The organism is Serratia sp. CY38905 (genome assembly GCF_052168875.1).
Lineage (GTDB): Bacteria > Pseudomonadota > Gammaproteobacteria > Enterobacterales > Enterobacteriaceae > Serratia > Serratia sarumanii.
On the sequence record NZ_JBJNLV010000005.1, the window covers coordinates 109,221 to 127,604 of the forward strand.

Below are 18,384 nucleotides of genomic sequence, written 5' to 3' on the forward strand. Positions count from 1 at the left end.
AATATTGCGAATGATAACCATTATCAACAATGAGAGTGAAAAAATTAAGGGTATTACGAGGGGCAGTCGGCGGGGCGGGAAAAGAAAAAGCACGCCTTGCGGCGTGCTTTGCGCGGTATTAACTGCAGCGGTTACTTCTGGTCGGGCAGGGCGTAAGCGACCAGATAGTCACCCAGCTTGGTGCCGAAGGAACCGTGGCCGCCGGCGAAGATCAGCACGTACTGCTTGCCGTTGACCTCATAGGTCATCGGCGTCGCCTGGCCGCCGGCCGGCAAGCGCGCTTCCCACAGTTTTTCACCGTTGGTCACGCTGAAGGCGCGCAGGTAGTTGTCTGCGGTGGCGCCGATGAAGAACACGTTACCGGCGGTGGTCACCGGGCCGCCCAGCATCGGCATGCCCATTTTGAACGGCAGCGGCAGCGGTGAGCTGTCGCGCACGGTGCCGATGCGTTTTTTCCACACGATGTCGTTGGTTTTCAGATCCACGGCGGAAATGTAACCCCAGGCCGGCTGTTTGCACGGCAGACCGAACGGTGACAGGAACGGGTTCAGGGTCACGCCGAACGGCACGCCATACTGCGGCTGCACGCCGGACTCGGTGCCGCTGCCGCCCTTGTCGCCTTCCGGCGGCTCAATCGGGTTGCCTGGGCCGCGTGGGATCAGCTTGGACACGAACGGCAGCGCGATCGGGTTGGCGATGGCGATTTCGCGATCGGTATCGACGGCCAGGCCGCCCCACTCGAACATGCCGAGGTTACCCGGGAACACCAGCGTGCCCTGCTCGGACGGCGGGGTGAAGGTGCCTTCGTAACGCAGGCTGTGGAACATCACGCGGCAGACCAGCTGGTCATAGATGGTCGCGCCCCACATGTCCGCACCGGTCAGTTTCTTCTCAGGACGGAAGGTCAGCTCGGAGAACGGCTGGGTCGGCGACAGGCGGTCGCCTTTGGCCGGGCCCTGCGGTACCGGTTTCTCCGGGGCCGGCACCACCAGCTCGCCGTTGGTGCGGTTCAGCACGAAGATGTTGCCGGTTTTGGTCGGCACGTAGATGACCGGCACTTTTTTACCGCTCTTGTCGGTAATGTCCGCCAGGGTCGGCTGCGCCGGCACGTCCATATCCCACAGGTCGTGGTGTACCGTCTGATAGAACCAGGCCAGCTTGCCGGTGGAGGCGTTCAGCGCCAGCAGGCCGCTGGCGTAGCGCTCCATTTCCGGGGTGCGATCGCCGCCCCAGATGTCCGGCGTGGAAACGCCCATCGGCAGATAGACGATATCCAGCTTGGCGTCATAGGCGGCCGGCGCCCAGGAGTTCGGCGAGTTCGGCACGAAGTGATGCTCGTCCGCCGGGATGGCGTTCGGATCTTTCGCGCCCGGATCGAAGGCCCACAGCAGCTTGCCGCTGTTGACGTCGAAGCCGCGAATGACGCCGGAAGGCTCGCGGTTGGAGTAGTTGTCGGTCACGGCGCCGGCGATGACGATCACTTTATCGGTGATCACCGGCGGCGAAGTCGGCTCGTAGTGGCCCGGCGTCGCATACGGCATGTTGCTCTGCAGGTTCAACTCGCCGTTGTTGGCGAAGTCCGGGCACGGTTTGCCGGTGTCGGCGTCCAGCGCGAACAGGCGACCGTCGTTGACCGGCAGAATGATGCGGCGCGCGCACATCGCCGGTGCGGCATCGCCGGCGGCGCCCGCGGCTGCAGCGGTTTCGTGGTAAGACACGCCGCGGCAGGTGATGTGCTGGAAGGTCGGGTTGTACTTCAGCTGCGGATCAAATTTCCACTTTTCTTTACCGGTGGCGGCATCCAGCGCGAACAGCTTCTGGTGCGGCGTACACATGTAAAGGGTATCGCGGATCTTGATCGGCGTGACTTCGTTGGTGATCTCACCCGGATCGTTGGCGGTCTTCAGATCGCCGGTCTGGAAACGCCAAACCTCTTGCAGCTGGCCAACGTTTTTGTCGTTGATCTGGCTCAGCGGCGAGTAACGGGTGCCTTCCTGGGTGCGGCCATAGGCCGGCCAGTCGGCGCCGTTGGCGTCTTTCGGCTGCACCTGCGCGGCGTCGAGAGTGCCGTTGATCTCTTGCGGATCGTTGAATACGGCATAGGCCAGTGCGATGACGGTGATTGCCAGCGCCGCGCTCAGCGCACCGTAGGCGAACTTGCCGTTGGCGACCAGCTTACGGTAGATAAACGGCAGCACCAGCCACAGGCCGAAGAAGAAGGTGACGTCCAGGCGCGGCGTCAGCGCCCAGAAGTCCGGGCCGACTTCCCACAGGGCCCAAATAGTGGTGCCCAGCAGGAATACCGCGTACAGCAGCAGCGCGGTGGCGCGGCGGCGGAACAGCAGCCAGGAGGTCGCCAGCAGCACCAGCCCGGCGATGATGTAATACAGCGAACCGCCCAACTTGGCCAGCCAAATGCCGCCGCCGAGCAGATAAAGCCCGCTCAGCGCGGCAAATAGCGCCGTTATGACGATAAGCGGCGATAGTGACGCTTTATTTTGCATAGCAATACCCTTACCAAAAATGAAAGTCCCCGATTTAGAGATTAAGCCAAATCGGAAAAAACACGCGGTTTATCCCTAATATTTCAGCGGGAAGCCGCTAGGGTGACGTAAAACCCATCCCGTTTTTTAACCTTAAGGTGCTTTGCCTTATTCAAAGCGGTAAGACAAGGTGGCGCCGCCACCCCAGTTGCGACCCGGCGCCGGCTCGAAATAGCGGCCGTTGCCTTCGTTGACGATCACCGAACCGACGTAACGGCGATCGAACACATTGTCTACCCGGCTGAACACGTCCAGCGCCCAGCGGTTCCAGGTAAAGCGATAACCGGCGTTTACGCCGGCCACGGTGTAAGAGGGCGCCTGCGCGCTGTTGGCGTCGTTGGCCTGAATGTCGCTCATGTAGCGCAGCTCCGCGCCGGCGTGCCAGCCTTCCGGCGGCGCCCAGGCCAGCGAGGCGTAGCCCATATTGCGCGCGATGCCCGGCAGGCGATTGCCGGCGGGGGTACAGCCGGATTTACCGCACATATCGCTGCGGTAGGTGGCGTCCAGCAGCGTCCAGGCCATATTCAGGCGCCAGTCCAACGCAAACTCCTGATCCAGCGCCAGCTCGAGGCCGCGCCGCCGGGTTTTACCGGCGTTGGCATAGCTGGTGCGCCCGCCGCTGCTTTCCGCCACCACCAGTTCGTTGTCGGTCTCGGTCTGGAACAGGGCGGCGCTCACCAGGCCGTTGCCGAGGCGCAGCTTGCTGCCCAGCTCGACGGTGTCGCTGGTAGACGGCTGCAGGCCGATGTTGAGGCCCGCCTGGCCGTCGGGGCGGTATGAGAGCTCGTTGATGGTGGGGGTTTCAAAGCCGCGGCCGGCGGAGAGATAAAGGTTCCACGCCGGATTGATCTTGTAGTTGAGCGAGCCCATCGGCAGCCACTGGTGGTAGCGCTTGCTGCCGCTGTCGTCGCCGTTGCGCGGCGTGATGTAATAGTCGGTCGAGTCGAAGCTGACCGTGCTGTAACGCAGGCCGGCATCCAGCGTCCAGTGCGGCGTCAGTTGCCAGGAGGTTTGCAGGTAAGGATCCAGGTTCCAGATGCGGTTCTTCTCGTTGCGCCGCTGGTCGCCTTTCTCGCCGTAGTCCACTGTGCCGTCTCGCAGAATAAAGTTTTCGAACCCCTGCCGGCGTTCGGTCATGGTTTCATAATCCAGACCGCCGATCAGTGTTACCGGTAACGATGCGAGAGTATCCTCATGCTTCCAGCGAGTGTCAATGCCCTGATATTTTCTTTCCAGCACGATCACCCCGCCGGCGTGGGTGGGGTTGAGCTGCGGCCCCATCGGGATCGATTGATACTGCGTGGTGTGGCGCTCGCCGTGGTAGGCGGTCAGGGTCAGTTCGTCGCGCTCGCTCATCTGGCGTTGATAGCGCAGGCCGGCCTGGGTCTGGTCGAGCGATTTGCGGGTGTTGTATTGATCCGCGCGCGGCGCCTGGCGCGGGTTTTCCTTCCATTCCGCTTCGGTCAGGCCGCCCGGATCGCCGGCATCGATTGAGACGCTGTTGAACATCAGCGTCAGGGTGCTGACGTCGTCCAGCCGCACGCCGAGCTTGCCGTTGCTGAGGTTTTTCCGCGCGGCGCTGTGATCGCGGTAGCCCTGGGTGGTAAAGCGGGTGCCGGAGATGGCGTAGTTGACGTCGCCGGCCTGGGTGCCGTCGCCGGTGGCGCCGGTCGCTTTCACCCCGTAGCGCCAGGTGTTGTCACTGCCGAAATAGCCGCCGGCCTCCAGCGTCGGCGGCTGGGTGCCGGTAATAGTGTCAACATTGATGACCCCGCCCGAGGCGTTGCCGTACAGCGCGGAATAGGGGCCGCGCAGCACCTCGATACGTTCGACGGAATTGATGTCGATATTGGAGGTTTGCCCCTGGCCGTCGGGCATGGTGGCGGGAATGCCGTCGACGTACATGCGCACCCCGCGCACGCCGAACATCGAGCGGCTACCGAACCCGCGTATCGACAGCTGCAGATCCTGCGCATAGTTTTGCCGGTTTTGGATCTGCAGGCCCGGCACGCTGCCGAGGTTTTCCGACAGGTTAATCTGCGGCGCGGCGTTGCGCAGGTCTTCGCCGTCGATCACGCTGACGGAGACCGGCGACCCCAGCTCCGTCAATCCGGTGGGTTGCGCCATCACCACCAGGGTGTCGCTGTCTTTTTGCTCCGCCGCCAGGGCCGAACCGATACAGATCGGCTGTAGCAATAACAGGGTTGCCGGGGTCAAGGCGGGACGTTTTTTATTCATCAGATAATTCTGCCAATAATGCTGAAAGAGTTGCCCGCAAGGGGGCGAAAATAGCCATTTTTGACTCCCTGTACCGGCATTCAAGGGGAAGGAAACTGCATCCTGCAAAGAGTATAGGATATTCCGATATCGTATGCTTTGGAATAGCGCAGCCGAAAGAGGCGTGTTTTCAATTAAGAAAATTCTCTATTCAATAGCGATGTGCCGGGCGTTTTTAAATTACCCAGGCTTATATTAAACATAATCCTATTCGTTTTTTTAATTTGTTTATCTCATTTATTTTATTAATGAATGCAATGTGGTTAATTCATTAGTGGAAAATAAAAACATATTATATATGATTGATTTTTATCATATTTATTTATTTGTATTTTTGTGGCTTTATTTTTTATAAAAATAAAATAATATTCCCTCTTATGTTTTTTAGGTTTTCAGTTAACAGCTCAATCGTATAACGCTTACGGTATTTATGTCATGCATAAGTATCTATTTATATATTTACGGAATATATTAAAAGGGAATTGATTTATGGACGCGCTCATCGCTTCACCCTATACCCACACATTTTGGAATGAGTACATGCTCAATCCACACTCCTGCGAGTACAACCTGGTGCTGGATCAGACGATTGAGGGAGAATTGGACGTCGGCCGACTGCGCGCGGCGATCGACGGGGTTTGCCGTGACTATATTCTGTTTCACCACGTTCTGGATGACAGCGCCTCGCAATTACGCTGGGTAAGGTCGGCGAAAAAAATTGCGCTGGAAACGCTCGATGCCGATTGCGATGTCGGTAAGTTAATCAACACGCCGTTCGATCTCCGGGAAGGGCCGCTGTGCCGCTTCTACCTGATTGAGCTGGCTCCGCAGCGCTATAACCTGATCATTGTCGTTCATCACATCCTGATCGACGGCCTGTCCGGACAGGAGTTCTACAGCGCCGTTTCCGCCTATTACAATCGCGGCACGGCGGTGACGCCGCCGCAAGTGGATGAAACGGACATCAGCACATTGTACCGGCGCTATGAGGCGGATATCGCGGCGTTGAAACACGAGTTCGGTTCCGCGTCATTCTGGGGCGACATGCTGGCCGAATGCGCCCCGCGCGTGGCGTTGCCTTATCTCCCCGGCGCAGCGGCCGAAGCGCCCGGCGCTGGCGAAGTGCGTTTTGCGTTGCCGTTCGCCGAATGGCAAGCGCTGAAATCCGGCGTCAGGTATGCCAATCCTTTCCTGATCTTCAAAACGCTGTGGGCGCTGCTGATCGCCCGACAATCTGCGCAGGAAACGGTGCATATCGGTTATCCCATCGCGCCGGAGGGTGGCGAGGCGCTGTTCTTCGGCGCACAGGTCAACACCGCGGTGTTTCCCTTGACCCTCGCCCCGGGAGCCACGTTCAATCAGCTGTACCGCGCGACGCTGGCCTACAGCAAAGCGCTCAAGGTGGCTGGCAAGCTGCGGCACAGCCAATTACCGGTTTATGACATGCTGAGCCTCAGTCCGGTGCGTCAGCTGAACGTCAACTTTACCCAGGCTTACCTTAAAGATGCGCCGCTGGCGCTCGAGGGGTGTCGCATTGGCGTCAATCATCGGTTCAACGTCGATCTGGCCGGTTCGGAACTGCTGCTGGAGTATCAGCCCACCGAGCAGGCCTTTGAGTTTCGCCTGCGCTACCGCCCCGATCTGTTCGACGCGACCCAGATGGCGGAGATGGCGGAGCAGTATCTCTGGCTATTGCAGCGCGCGTTAACCGAACCGGACGCGCCGATTGCCGCTTGGCCGCAGCTGACGGCGCAACAGGTTTTGCGCTGCCGCGACGCCTGGGAGAGCGAGCCTGCAACGGCCGATGCGGAAGCGACGCTGCTCGACGGCTTGGCCCGCCAGGCGCGCCGTCACCCGGAACGCATCGCCGTGACCGACGCCAAAGGATCGCTCAGCTACCGCCAGCTGGCGCAGCGCAGCGATCGTCTGGCGCTGCGGCTGCGGGCGGAGTATCAACGGCTGCGCGGCGTGGCCATGCCGCCGGAGACGCTGATCCCGCTGTATCTGCAGCGCAGCGTGGAGGCGGTGGTGGCGATGCTGGCCATCATGAAGGCGGGCGGCGCCTATGTGCCGCTGGATCCCGCCGCGCCGGCGCAGCGGCTGGATTATATCCTGCAAGAGGTGAACAGCCCGATCGTTCTGACCGAAAGCGCGTTGCAGGCCGCGGCGCAGCGATTGGCGCCGGGCGATCTTTGCCTGTCGGCGGATGAACCGCTCGCCGACGCGGATGCCGCGAGCTTGCCGCGTGTGGACGCCCGGCAGTTGGCCTACGTGATTTACACCTCCGGCACCAGCGGGCGGCCGAAGGGCACGCTGTGCGAACACCGGGGTGCGGCCAATATGGTGCTTGGCCATAAGCAGCGTTTGTTGCGCAATGAGCCGGATGCGCTCAACTGCCTGCAGTTCGCCTCGCTGGCGTTTGACGCGCACGTCTTTGAGGTGTTCATGGCCCTGGGCAACGGCCACCGGCTGTTCATCGCGAGCGAAGCGCAGCGACGAGATCCGGCGTTGTTGTGCGAACAGATGGCGGCCTGGTGCATCGAGGCCTGCTTCTTGCCGCCGGCGCTGCTTGGCACCTTCCCTGAATTGCCGGCTTCGGTGCGCTATCTCGCGACCGGCGGCGAGGCGAGCGCGCAGGAAGCGCTCGACCATTACCTGGCCCGCGGCATGCAGGTCGCCAACATGTATGGCCCTACCGAAGCTTCGGTCAGCGCCAGCCTGAATATTTATCGCCGCAACGGCGCGCGCAATATCGGCCACGCCATCGCCAACATGCGTTGCTATGTGGTTGACGAGCACGATAACTTGCTGCCGCTGGGGGCGGAAGGCGAGCTGTGCCTGGCCGGTGTCGGCCTGGCGCGCGGATACCTGAACCTGCCGACGTTGACGGAGGCCGCGTTCACCGCCAATCCTTTTGAACTGCGTGAGCCGTACCGGCGCCTGTACCGCACCGGCGACAGAGTGCGGCGCTTGGCCGACGGCAGTCTGGAGTACCTCGGACGGCACGATCAGCAAATCAAGATCAACGGCTATCGCATCGAATTGGGCGAGATAGAAATGCAGCTGCGCGCGCTGCCTGAGGTGGCCGAGGCGGTGGTAAGCCTGCGTCCCGGCACTACGGATCAGTTGGCGGCCTGGTATGTGCCGCAACCTGGCGCGGAGCCGGAGGCCGGCGACATCTTGCAACGGCTGGCGGCGCAGCTGCCGCACTACATGTTGCCCTCGGCGATGCGGGCGCTGGCGGCGCTGCCGCTGACGGTGAGCCGCAAGGTCGATTACCGGGCATTGCCAGAACCGCTACCGATCGAGCCGCAAACGGCGTTTCGCCGGCCGTGTTCGCCGCTGGAGATTCGCCTGTCGGCACTGTTCAATCGGCTGCTGGGGGGCGATGTCGGCGTGGATGACAACTTCTTCCGCCTCGGCGGCAACTCCATGATGGCGATCAGGCTGTGCCACGAAGTGAATAAACTGCCGGGGGCGAAGATCTCGGTGCTAACGTTGAATCAGCACCCGACGGTGGCCGCGCTGAGCGAGCACATCGCTGCCCAGCGTCAGGCGCCGCCGGACGAGCTGCCGATCCTCCCCGGCGGGCTGCGGGAGGCGCCGCTGTCGCTTCAGCAGTCGCGGCTGTGGTTTGTTCAGCAACTGTCGGTGAACGCCACGCATTATCTGTCGCCGGTGCTGCTGCGGCTGTCGCCGGATATCGATGACGAACGTTTTGCGGAGTGCCTGCAGGCGATCGTCGAGCGCCACCAGATCTTGCGCAGCCTGATTCGCCAGAATGATCGGGGCGAAGCCAGCCAGTGGGTCAGCGACACCGCGTTGCCGGTGCCTGTGCTAACGCTGAGCGCCGATGAATTTGACGCCGCGCTGACGCAAGCCTGCAGCCAGCCGATGGATTTGACGAGCGAGCTGCCGCTGCGCGCCACGCGCTACCGTTACCGCGATGCGGCGGAGCGGGAAACGACCGTTTGCCTGTTGGTGTTCCATCACATCGTCTTTGACGGCTGGTCGCTTGAGGTGCTGCTGCAGGAATTGGACGCGCGCTATCGGGGCACGTGGCGCGAGGCGACAGAGCCTGCGTTGCAATACCTCGACTATGCGTGCTGGCAACAAGCGCCGGAAAATGTGCAGCGCCGGGCGGAAGAATTGGCCTTTTGGCGGCAAGCGCTGGCGGGCTGCCAGCAACTCTCGCTGCCGTTGGACTTTTTGCGGCCGGCGGTCTTCGACGAGCGCGGCGACAACAGCGAAGTGCCGTTGCCGGCGGCGCTGGTGAAGGCGCTGGATGCGCTGGCGCGCAGAGAGGGGGTGACGCTGCATGCGGTGATGCTGGCGGGGTTCATGTTGCTGCTGTCCCGCTACAGCGGCCAGAACGATGTCATGGTCGGCACGCCGTTGGCCAACCGCAGCCGCCCTGAACTGGAGAATCTGATCGGGTTCTTCGTCAATACGCTGCCTTTGCGCCGGCAGATCGACCCGCGCCATCGCGTCGTGGAGTTTGTGCGGCAGGTCGCGGCCACGACGCTGCAGGCGCAGCAGCATCAGACGCTGTCGCTGGAAGCGCTGGTGGACGACCTGGCGCTGCCGCGCGATTTTTCGCGCCATCCGCTGTTCCAGGTCATGTTCGCGCTGGAGAACGAAGGCGGCGCGCAGGCGCGCCCGGACTGGCTGTCGGTGGTCGATCTGAGCGCTTATGAACGCACCGCCAAGTTTGATCTTACGCTCACGCTGACGCCGCAGGGGGAGCAGATGCGCGCGCGCTTCAACTTCGCTTCGGCGCTGTTCAGCAAAGCGTCGATGGATCGGCTGGCCGGCTACTATCTCGCCGTGTTGCAGCAGATGGCGCACCACGACGACTGGCCGCTGGAAAATATCCGTCTGCAACCGCAGGGCCAGGCGCTGCCGGCGTCGCCCGCCTTCGGCTATGCGTTTGAACGCAGCCTGCAACAGGACTTCGTGCAGCATGCGCGGCGCAATCCGCAGGCCGTGGCGGTTGTCGACGAGCAGGGCGAGATGACTTACGGCGAGCTGCACGCGGCGGCGCTGACGCTTGCCACTCAGCTGCGCGTGCAAGGACGGATGACCGGTGACGCCATCGCCGTCATCGCCGACAAGGGGCGCCGGCAGCCGGTAGCCCTGCTGGCGGCGCTGATGTGCGGTAAGGCGTTCTTGCCGATGGAGGCAGCATGGCCGCCGCAGCGCCGGCTGAACGTGATGGCGCAGGCCGGCATCAATACGCTGCTCAGCGATGCGCCCTGGGCCTGCGACGAGATCAATCTGATCGAACTGAATGCCGCAGGGCTGGCGGCGCAGCTGCCGCTGCCGGAACAGCGCCTGCCGGCGCTGGATGCCGGGCCCGACAGCCTGGCCTATATCATTTTCACCTCGGGATCGACCGGCACACCGAAAGGCGTGGCGATCGAACATCGCAGCGCGGTGAATATGCTGGAAGGCGTGCGGCGGTATTTCGGCCTCAACGAGCGGGATCGCAGCCTGGCCCTCAGCGCGTTGAGCTTCGATCTGGCGATCTTCGACATTTTCAGTCCGTTGAGCGCCGGCGGCGCGGTCGTAATGCCGGCCGAGCGGGATCGAACCAATCCGCAGGCCTGGTATCAGCTGATGATGACCCATCGGGTGACGCAATGGCTGAGCGCACCGGCGCTGATGGAGCTGTTGCTGGATTATGTGAACGGGGCGGGGTTGACGGCCGGGCCGGCACCGGCGCTGCGGGCGGTGATGGTGGGGGGCGACTGGATCGCCACCTCACTGCCGGAACGCTGCCTGGCCTGGGCGCCGCACGGCCGTTTTTGCAGCGCCGGCGGCGCTACGGAGGCGGCGATCTTCACCATGCTGTACGAGGTGCCGCGCGGTCAGAAAATTCGGTCGGTCAGCATTCCTTACGGCAAACCGTTGCCGCACCAGCGTTGCTATATCCTGGATGCCGGGCGGCGCCCCGCCGCGCCGGGTGTCCGAGGCGAAATCTATCTGGCGGGGGAAGGCCTGGCGCGCGGGTATTACGGCGATCCGCAACGCACCGCCGAGAGTTTCTTCTGGCATGACGAGCTGCAGGAGCGGGTGTATCGCACCGGCGATGCGGGCCGATGGCTGGAGGATGGCAACGTGGAGTTTATGGGGCGCCTCGATCAGCAGATCAAACTGAACGGCTATCGCATCGAACTGGGGGAGATAGAACATGCCGCGCTCGCCTATCCGGGCGTGACCGCCTGTTGCTGCGTGCTCGTCACGCAACCGCAGCCCTGCCTGGCCGCGTATTACGTTGCCGATGAGGCGATCGCCCCTCAGGTGCTGGCTCAGCATTTGAGCCGCCAACTGCCTCCTTACATGGTGCCGCAGGCGCTGATGCAGCTGGCGCAGCTGCCGCTGACCGAAAACGGCAAGATAGCGCGACAGGCGTTGCCGCAGCCGGAAAGGGCGGCGCGTGAGTTCGTCGCGGCGCAGAGCGAATGGGAGAACGCTTGTCTGGCGGTGTGGCGCGATCTGCTGCAGCGGCAGGATATCGGCGTGGAGGACAATTTCTTCTCGCTGGGGGGCAACTCTCTTCTGGCTATCCAGGCCTGCTATCAGATCGGCCGTCGGCTGGCGCGCGAGGTCACGCTGAGCGAGCTGGGGCGCTTCCCGACGATCCGCTCGCTGTGCCGCGCGTTGTCGCAACAGGAGCAGGGCGCCGCGCCGGTGTCGATCCCGCCGCTGCGGCAGCGCGAGTATCCGCTCTCTTCTTCACAGCTGCAGCTGTGGTTTATCGAGAATTTGAACGGCGGCGGCAATCTCTACCACGTGCCGATGCTGTTCCGTCTCGGCGACGAGGTGTGCCTGGCGGCTTACGAGCGCAGTTTGCAGGCGGTGGTCGCCCGGCATCAGGTCTTGCACAGCCTGATTGTCCAGATGCCATCCCAAAGCGCCGTCGCCCGCGCCTGTGAACTGACGCTTTCGCTGGAGCGCGTGACGCTGGCGGCGGCGCACTGGCCGGACAGGCTGCGGCAGGATATCGACCGGCCGTTCGCGCTGGGGGCAGAATTGCCGATCCGGGCAGCCGTTTACCGGGTGGCGCAGCCGGATGGCGGGTGGGTGACTTACAGCCTGATTCTGGTGCATCACCTGGCGTTTGACGGCTGGTCGCAGCCGGTGCTGTTGCAGGAGCTGGACGTGCTGTATCAGGCGCAGCGGCAAGGGCAAGAGGCCGGGCTGGCGGCGTTGCCGTTGCACTATGGCGACTATGCCGTCTGGCAACGGCGCTGGCTGGAATCCGCTCAGGCGGATGAGGCGAAGGCGTATTGGCGACAAGCGCTGGATGGATGGCAGGCGCTGGAAATGCCGCTCGATTTCGTGCGGCCGGCCCGCTTCGATCATCGCGGCGCCAACCACGTCATCGCGCTGCCGGAGACCCTGACGATGCAGGCGACGCAGTTCGCCCGGCGCCAGGGCGTCACGCCGTTTGCGCTGTATCTCGCGGCCTTTAACCTGCTGCTCGGTTACCTCAGCGGCCAGCAAGATATTCTGGTCGGCACGCCGGTCGCCAACCGGCCGGTGGCGGAGACCCGCTCGGCGATCGGGTTCTTCGTCAATACGCTGCCGCTGCGTTCGCAGATCGACGATGCGGCGTCGCTGAACGACTATGTAAACCGGGTCTTTGACGGCGTGCTGCAGGCGCAACGGCATCAGAATTTGCCGTTGGATCAGCTGATCGAGCTGCTGCAGGTGCCGCGCGATCTGTCGCGCCATCCGCTGTTCCAGGCGCTGTTCGCGCTGGAGGAAGTGGGGGATGCGCCGGCCTGGCTGGCGCCGCAGGATCTGCTGGCGCACTACCAGGCGGCCAAATTCGATTTGACGCTGAGCATACAGCCGGCGCCGCAGGGCGGCAGGGCGATCTTCAACTATGCCACCGCATTGTTCTCACCGGCCACGCTGGCGCTGTTGGGCGAGTATTATCTGACCATCCTCACGCAGATCGTCAATCACGGGGAGCAGCGCGTCAGCCAGTTGGCGCTGGTCTCGGAGAGCGAAATGGCACGGCAACTCGCCTTCCATCAATCCTGTCCGCCGGTCTACGATTTTGAGCGTGGCATCCATCATGATTTCATCCGTCAGGCCGAGCGCCATCCGCAACGGCTGGCGATCGTCGATGAATGGGGCGAACTGAGCTACGGTGAGCTGTATCGGCGCGCGCTGACGCTGTCGCTGCAGCTGCGTCAGCACGCGGACATGCGCGCCGATACCATCGCGGTGATGGTGGACAAAGGGCGGGCGCAAATCATTGCGGTGCTGGCGATTCTGATGGCCGGCAAGGCCTATTTGCCGCTGGACGGCGCCTGGCCGGAACGCCGCCGCCTGGATATCGTCGCGCAGTCGCAGACCCGAATTATCCTCAGCAGCCGGGAATGGGCGACCAGCGGCGAGGCCAGGCTGTTGACCATCGATCCGCAGGGGGCCGTCACGGCGTTACCGCCGGCGGCGCCGGGAGAGCCTGTCTTGCCGGCGCCTTCCGCGCTGGCCTATGTCATTTTCACCTCCGGCTCTACCGGCGCGCCGAAAGGGGTGGCGATAGAACATCGCGGCGCGGTGAACAGCATCATCGATACCTTGCGCCAGCTGGAACTCGGCGCGGACGATCGCGGGTTGGCGCTCAGCGCGCTGAGTTTCGACATTTCGGTGTTCGATATTTTCGGCCTGCTGTCGGTGGGCGGCGCTATCGTGATGCCGTCCGAAACCGAACGCTATCAGCCTGAGGCCTGGCATCGGCTGTTGATGACTCAGGGCGTGACCTTCTGGAACTCCGCGCCTTCGGTGATGACGCTGTTGGTAGAGCAGTTGGAATCCGCCGCGTCGCAGGCGCAGTGGCCGCAGCTGCGCAACGTGGTGCTGGTGGGCGAGGTGATCTCCCGCCAACTGCCGGCGCGCATTCGTCAATGGCGGCCGGGGTGCCGAGTCGTCAGCGCCGGGGGCGCGACCGAGAGCTCCATTTGGTCGATCCTGTACGACATCCCGGAGACGCCGATCCTGGCGCCCAGCGTGCCTTACGGTCAGGCGATGGCCCATCAGCGTTTTTACGTGCTGGATCGTCATCTGCGCGTGCTGCCGCCCTGCTTGCCGGGGGAGCAATACATCGGTGGGATCGGCGTGGCGCGCGGTTATTACCGCAATCCGTCGCTGACCGAAGAGAAATTCATCTACCATCCGGAGCTGGGGGAGCGGCTTTATCGCACCGGCGACGCCGGCCGCTATTTGCCGGACGGCAACCTGGAGTTCCTCGGCCGTATGGATTTTCAGGTGAAAATCAACGGCTACCGCGTTGAGCTGGGCGAGGTCGAGCAATGTGCGCTGGCGTTCGGCGCGATCAAATCCTGTTGCGCCGTCGTGCTGTCGGAGGCGCATCGGCAGCGCCTGGCGCTGTATTACGTCAGCGAGGCGCCGCTGGATGAATCGGCGCTGTTGGCCTTTATGAGCGGGCAATTGCCGTTGTACATGCTGCCTGCGGCGCTGATGCGGCTGGAAGCGTTGCCGCACAACTCCAGCGGCAAGCTGGATCGCAAGGCGTTGCCTGCGCCTGCGGCGAGCGAACCGCAGGTTTATGTCGCTCCCGCGAACGAGCTGGAACAGCAGCTGTGTGCGCTGTGGCAGGCGGCGCTGCAGTGCGGGCAGGTCGGCATGACGGACGATTTCTTCCTGCTGGGCGGCACCTCGATCAAGGCCATTTCCCTGTGTGTCGGCATGGGCGAATTGATGGCCGCGCCGGTGCCGGTGGTGCAGCTGTTGCAAAGTCGCACGCTGGAAAACCTGTTGGCCGCCAACGAACGCCGCCTGGTCTTGCCGCTTAACCGCTGGGCAGAGGGCGCGCCCGTCGTATGGATGATCCATCCGGCGCTGGTAGGGGCGGAGGCATTCCACGCTTTCGCCCAGCCGCTGCAGGGGCGATTCAACTGCTATGGCGTCGATAACCATAACCTTTACCATCAACCCGCTATCGACTCGCTCGGCGATCTGGCCGAACGGTATCTGAACGAGATGATCGCCGCCGGTCTGCTGCAAGGCGCCGGGCCGGTGCGCATTCTCGGTTGGTCGCTGGGGGGCATTATCGCGTTGGAGATTGCCGCCCGCCTGGAGGCGCGTGGCTGCCGTAACGTGCAACTGTATCTGCTGGACAGCTTCTACCGGCAGGCTACGGCGGAGTTGCCCTTGGATCAGCTGCTGCCGGTGCTGGGCATCGAAGGCGAGGCGGCTACACGCGCCATGGCCGCAGGGCAGGCGGAGCGACGGCTGTCTGAGGGGAGTCTGAGCCGCAGGCTGCAGACCACCAAGGTGACGCTGTTTAAGGCGACGGAGAGGAACCCGCAGTTGCCGGAGGCGGTCACGGCGCCGCTGCTGGCGGTGGCGGATAATGGGCTAGGCGCGGTCTGTGAGCGGCTGAGGGTCATCCCGCTGGCTTGTCATCACCATAACATCCTGCTGTGTGAGGGGGCGATCGGCCAAGCGCTCAACGATGACGTTTGATTCATGAGCCTGGCTCATAAGCCCAAGCGTATTTCGCCCCATAGTCATGGTGCCAACCGTGTTTTACAGTCATCACACCGGAGCGGCGCCGCGTCAGGCGGCGCCGGTATCAATCAGCGGGAGAGTGAAGATGCAAACACGCAAATTGGGGCGCGAAGGGCTGGAAGTCTCGGCGTTGGGGTTGGGCTGCATGGGGCTGAGTTTTGGCTATGGCCCGGCCACCGACAAACGACAGGCGATCGAGCTGATCCGTGCCGCGGTCGACGAAGGCGTGACGTTCTTCGATACCGCCGAGATTTATGGTCCTTTCACGAACGAGGAATTGTTGGGCGAAGCGCTGGCGCCGGTGCGCGATCGGGTCGTTATCGCCACCAAGTTTGGTTTCGATCTGTCGCAGCCGGCGGGGCAACAGGTGTTGAACAGCCGTCCGGAGCATATTCGCCGGGCGGTGGACGGTTCGCTGAAACGCCTGCGGGTAGAGGCCATCGATCTGCTGTATCAACATCGCGTCGATCCCGAGGTGCCTATCGAGGAGGTGGCCGGTACGGTGCAGCAACTGATTCGCGAAGGGAAAGTGAAGTACTTCGGCCTGTCGGAAGCCGGAGCGCAAACCATTCGGCGTGCCCACGCAGTGCAGCCGGTCACGGCGCTGCAAAGCGAATATTCGCTGTGGTGGCGCGAGCCGGAGCGTGAAATCTTGCCGACGCTGGCGGAACTGGGCATCGGTCTGGTGCCGTTCAGCCCGCTCGGCAAGGGCTTTCTCACCGGCGCCATCACCGAGGACACCACCTTCGACAGCGGCGATTTTCGCAACCAGGTGCCACGCTTCAGCGCCGAGGCGCGCCGAGCCAACCAGGCGCTGGTGGATGTGCTGGGGCAGATAGCGCAGTGCAAGGGCGCGACGCCGGCGCAGATCGCTCTGGCCTGGCTGCTGGCGCAGCAGCCGTGGATCGTGCCGATCCCGGGAACCACCAAGCGCCATCGTCTGCAAGAAAACCTCGCGGCGGCGGCGGTCGCGTTGGCAGCGGACGAGCTGGGCGAGATTGAGCGCGCGCTTTCCGCTATCGACGTGATCGGCGATCGCTACCCGGCGCATCTGCAGAAAAACGTCGGGCGTTAAGCCCCGCGCCGCAGCGCCTCAATCAGCAGCGCAAAGGCGGTGGTGTGCTGCCTGCGGCTCGGATAATAGAGGTAATAGCCGGGAAACGGCGGGCACCAGTCGTCCAGCGCCATCTGCAACCGCCCGTCGGCCAGCGGCTCGGCGACGGTATCTTCCGGCACAAAGGCGATGCCGAGGCCGAGCTGCGCGGCGTCGATCCGCTGGCGCAGGCTGTTGAAGGTCAGTTGCCCCTCCACCCGCACTTTGATCTCCCGGCCATCGCGGGCAAATTCCCAGGCGTACAGCCCGCCGAGGGTGGGCAGGCGCATGTTGATGCAGCGATGGTTTTGCAGCGCTTGCGGCGTGGCTGGGCGGCCGTAACGGGCGAAATAGGCGGGGGAGGCGACGGGCACCATGCGCATGTCCGGCCCGACGCGCACCGCCACCATATCCTTCGCCACCTGTTCCCCCAGCCGAATGCCGGCGTCGAATCGCCCGGCGACGATGTCGGTCAGGCTGTTGTCGACGGTGATTTCCACGTTGATATCCGGGTAATCGACGAGAAAAGTGCGCAGCACCGGCCACAGCACCGCATCCACCGCGTGTTCGCCGGCGGTGATGCGGATGTTGCCGGCGGGCCGATCGCGCATTTCACCCAGCGCGTTCAGCTCGCTTTCAATCTCCGCAAAGCGCGGGCCGATGCTGTTGAGCAGCCGTTCACCGGCCTCGGTGGGGGCGACGCTGCGGGTGGTGCGGGTGAGCAAGCGCAGCGCCAGGCGTTCTTCCAGCCCGCGAATAGCGTGGCTGAGCGCCGATTGGGAAACCCCAAGCTGCGCCGCCGCTTTGGTGAAGCTGCGCTCCCTGGCCACCATCAGGAAAGCGATCAGATCGTTAAAGTTTTCTTTCAACATATCGGCACCGAAGAGGAAGGTGAGCGCACTGTCGCGCAGCTTTATGAATTTAGCTCATAGCTCCTTGCGCATTTTACCCGCTAGTCGCCGGAAAAGCATGGCGCTATCTTGGCATCACTCACTCATGACGATCAGCGCCGGCGGTGAGAGCCGGCGCGGAGGACACGACAGATGAAAATACAACGCAGCGGTTCGATCCCATCACAGCGCGGTTCAGCGGATTATTTTACCGGGCAGGTACGCATCGACGCGCCGTTCGCCGGTGACGCGCCGGCCAGGGTGGGTGGCGCGACCGTCACCTTCGAACCCGGCGCCCGCACGGCCTGGCATACGCATCCGCTCGGCCAGACGCTGATCGTGACTCAGGGGCGCGGTTGGATCCAGATGTGGGGCGAGACCACGCAGGAAATGCACTCCGGCGATATCGTCTGGATCCCGGCAGGCGTCAAACACTGGCACGGCGCGACGCCGGACACCGCCATGACCCATATCGCCATCGCCGAAGCGGTGGACGGCAGCCCGGTGACCTGGCTGGAGCCGGTCAGCGAGGCGGAGTACCGCCAATAAGGCCGCTCAGGCTTCGTGGCTCTGCTCGCAAAACCGCAGGCGGTTGCCGAACGGATCGATGAGATTCAGCTCCTTGCCCCAGTCGACAACCTCCACTCCCGGCCGGGCATAGCGGTAGTTTTTGGCCGTGAGCTCCCGGTGCAGCGCGTCGATATCGTGCACCGGGATGAAAAGGGCGGCGCCGGGCGTGCTGTCGCCATGGTGTTCGCTCAGGTGCAGCGTCAATCCGGCGCGGCTCACCTGCATGTACAGCGGCAGATCCTCGCTGAAACGATGCTCCCACGCCAGCGTGAAACCGAGAAAATCCAGATAAAACTCTTTGGCCTTGTCGACCGAAAAGATGCGCAGGATCGGAATGGCGGGGGAGAAGGTGGTCATCGTTGATCTCACTGTTACGGAGGCAATGCCTTTTAACCGCTGAAAAGAGGGCTAAAGGTAGCAAAGACTCTCCAAAACCGCCAGACAGGGCCCCCGCAGGCGC

Annotated in this window: 7 protein-coding genes; 3 read left to right on the forward strand and 4 right to left on the reverse strand. The window is 63.0% G+C overall.

The features are described from left to right. Window positions 1-131: 131 nt before the first annotated feature. The gene (locus ACJ8MK_RS13500) at window positions 132-2,504 is read right to left on the reverse strand and encodes a glucose/quinate/shikimate family membrane-bound PQQ-dependent dehydrogenase (RefSeq protein WP_033647880.1); all 2,373 of its coding nucleotides are present in this window, start codon (window positions 2,502-2,504) and stop codon (window positions 132-134) included. A 147-nt stretch (window positions 2,505-2,651) separates the two neighbouring features. Further along, complete coding sequence (gene pqqU / locus ACJ8MK_RS13505; RefSeq protein ID WP_442517816.1) at window positions 2,652-4,781, reverse strand: TonB-dependent receptor PqqU; 2,130 nt, start codon at window positions 4,779-4,781, stop codon at window positions 2,652-2,654. Window positions 4,782-5,309: 528 nt separating this feature from the next. Here pqqU and ACJ8MK_RS13510 point away from each other — a divergent pair. Continuing rightward, on the forward strand, window positions 5,310-15,326 hold the full coding sequence (locus ACJ8MK_RS13510) for an amino acid adenylation domain-containing protein (RefSeq protein ID WP_442517817.1): 10,017 nt from the start codon (window positions 5,310-5,312) through the stop codon (window positions 15,324-15,326). Window positions 15,327-15,456: 130 nt separating this feature from the next. Next, window positions 15,457-16,446, forward strand: a complete 990-nt coding sequence (locus ACJ8MK_RS13515; RefSeq protein WP_101427100.1) for an aldo/keto reductase — start codon at window positions 15,457-15,459, stop codon at window positions 16,444-16,446. Here ACJ8MK_RS13515 and ACJ8MK_RS13520 read toward each other — a convergent pair. Then, window positions 16,443-17,336: a LysR family transcriptional regulator gene (locus ACJ8MK_RS13520; RefSeq protein WP_033647876.1), complete on the reverse strand. Its 894-nt coding sequence runs from the start codon at window positions 17,334-17,336 to the stop codon at window positions 16,443-16,445. The genes ACJ8MK_RS13515 and ACJ8MK_RS13520 overlap by 4 nt on opposite strands. Before the next feature lie 171 nt (window positions 17,337-17,507). Between ACJ8MK_RS13520 and ACJ8MK_RS13525 the strand changes: the two genes are divergently transcribed. After that, window positions 17,508-17,903 (forward strand): (R)-mandelonitrile lyase, encoded by a 396-nt coding sequence (locus ACJ8MK_RS13525; protein ID WP_049211406.1) that lies wholly within the window; start codon window positions 17,508-17,510, stop codon window positions 17,901-17,903. Window positions 17,904-17,909: 6 nt separating this feature from the next. Here ACJ8MK_RS13525 and ACJ8MK_RS13530 read toward each other — a convergent pair whose 3' ends face one another. Further along, window positions 17,910-18,281 (reverse strand): glyoxalase superfamily protein, encoded by a 372-nt coding sequence (locus ACJ8MK_RS13530; RefSeq protein ID WP_103772241.1) that lies wholly within the window; start codon window positions 18,279-18,281, stop codon window positions 17,910-17,912. Between the last annotated feature and the right edge of the window lie 103 nt (window positions 18,282-18,384).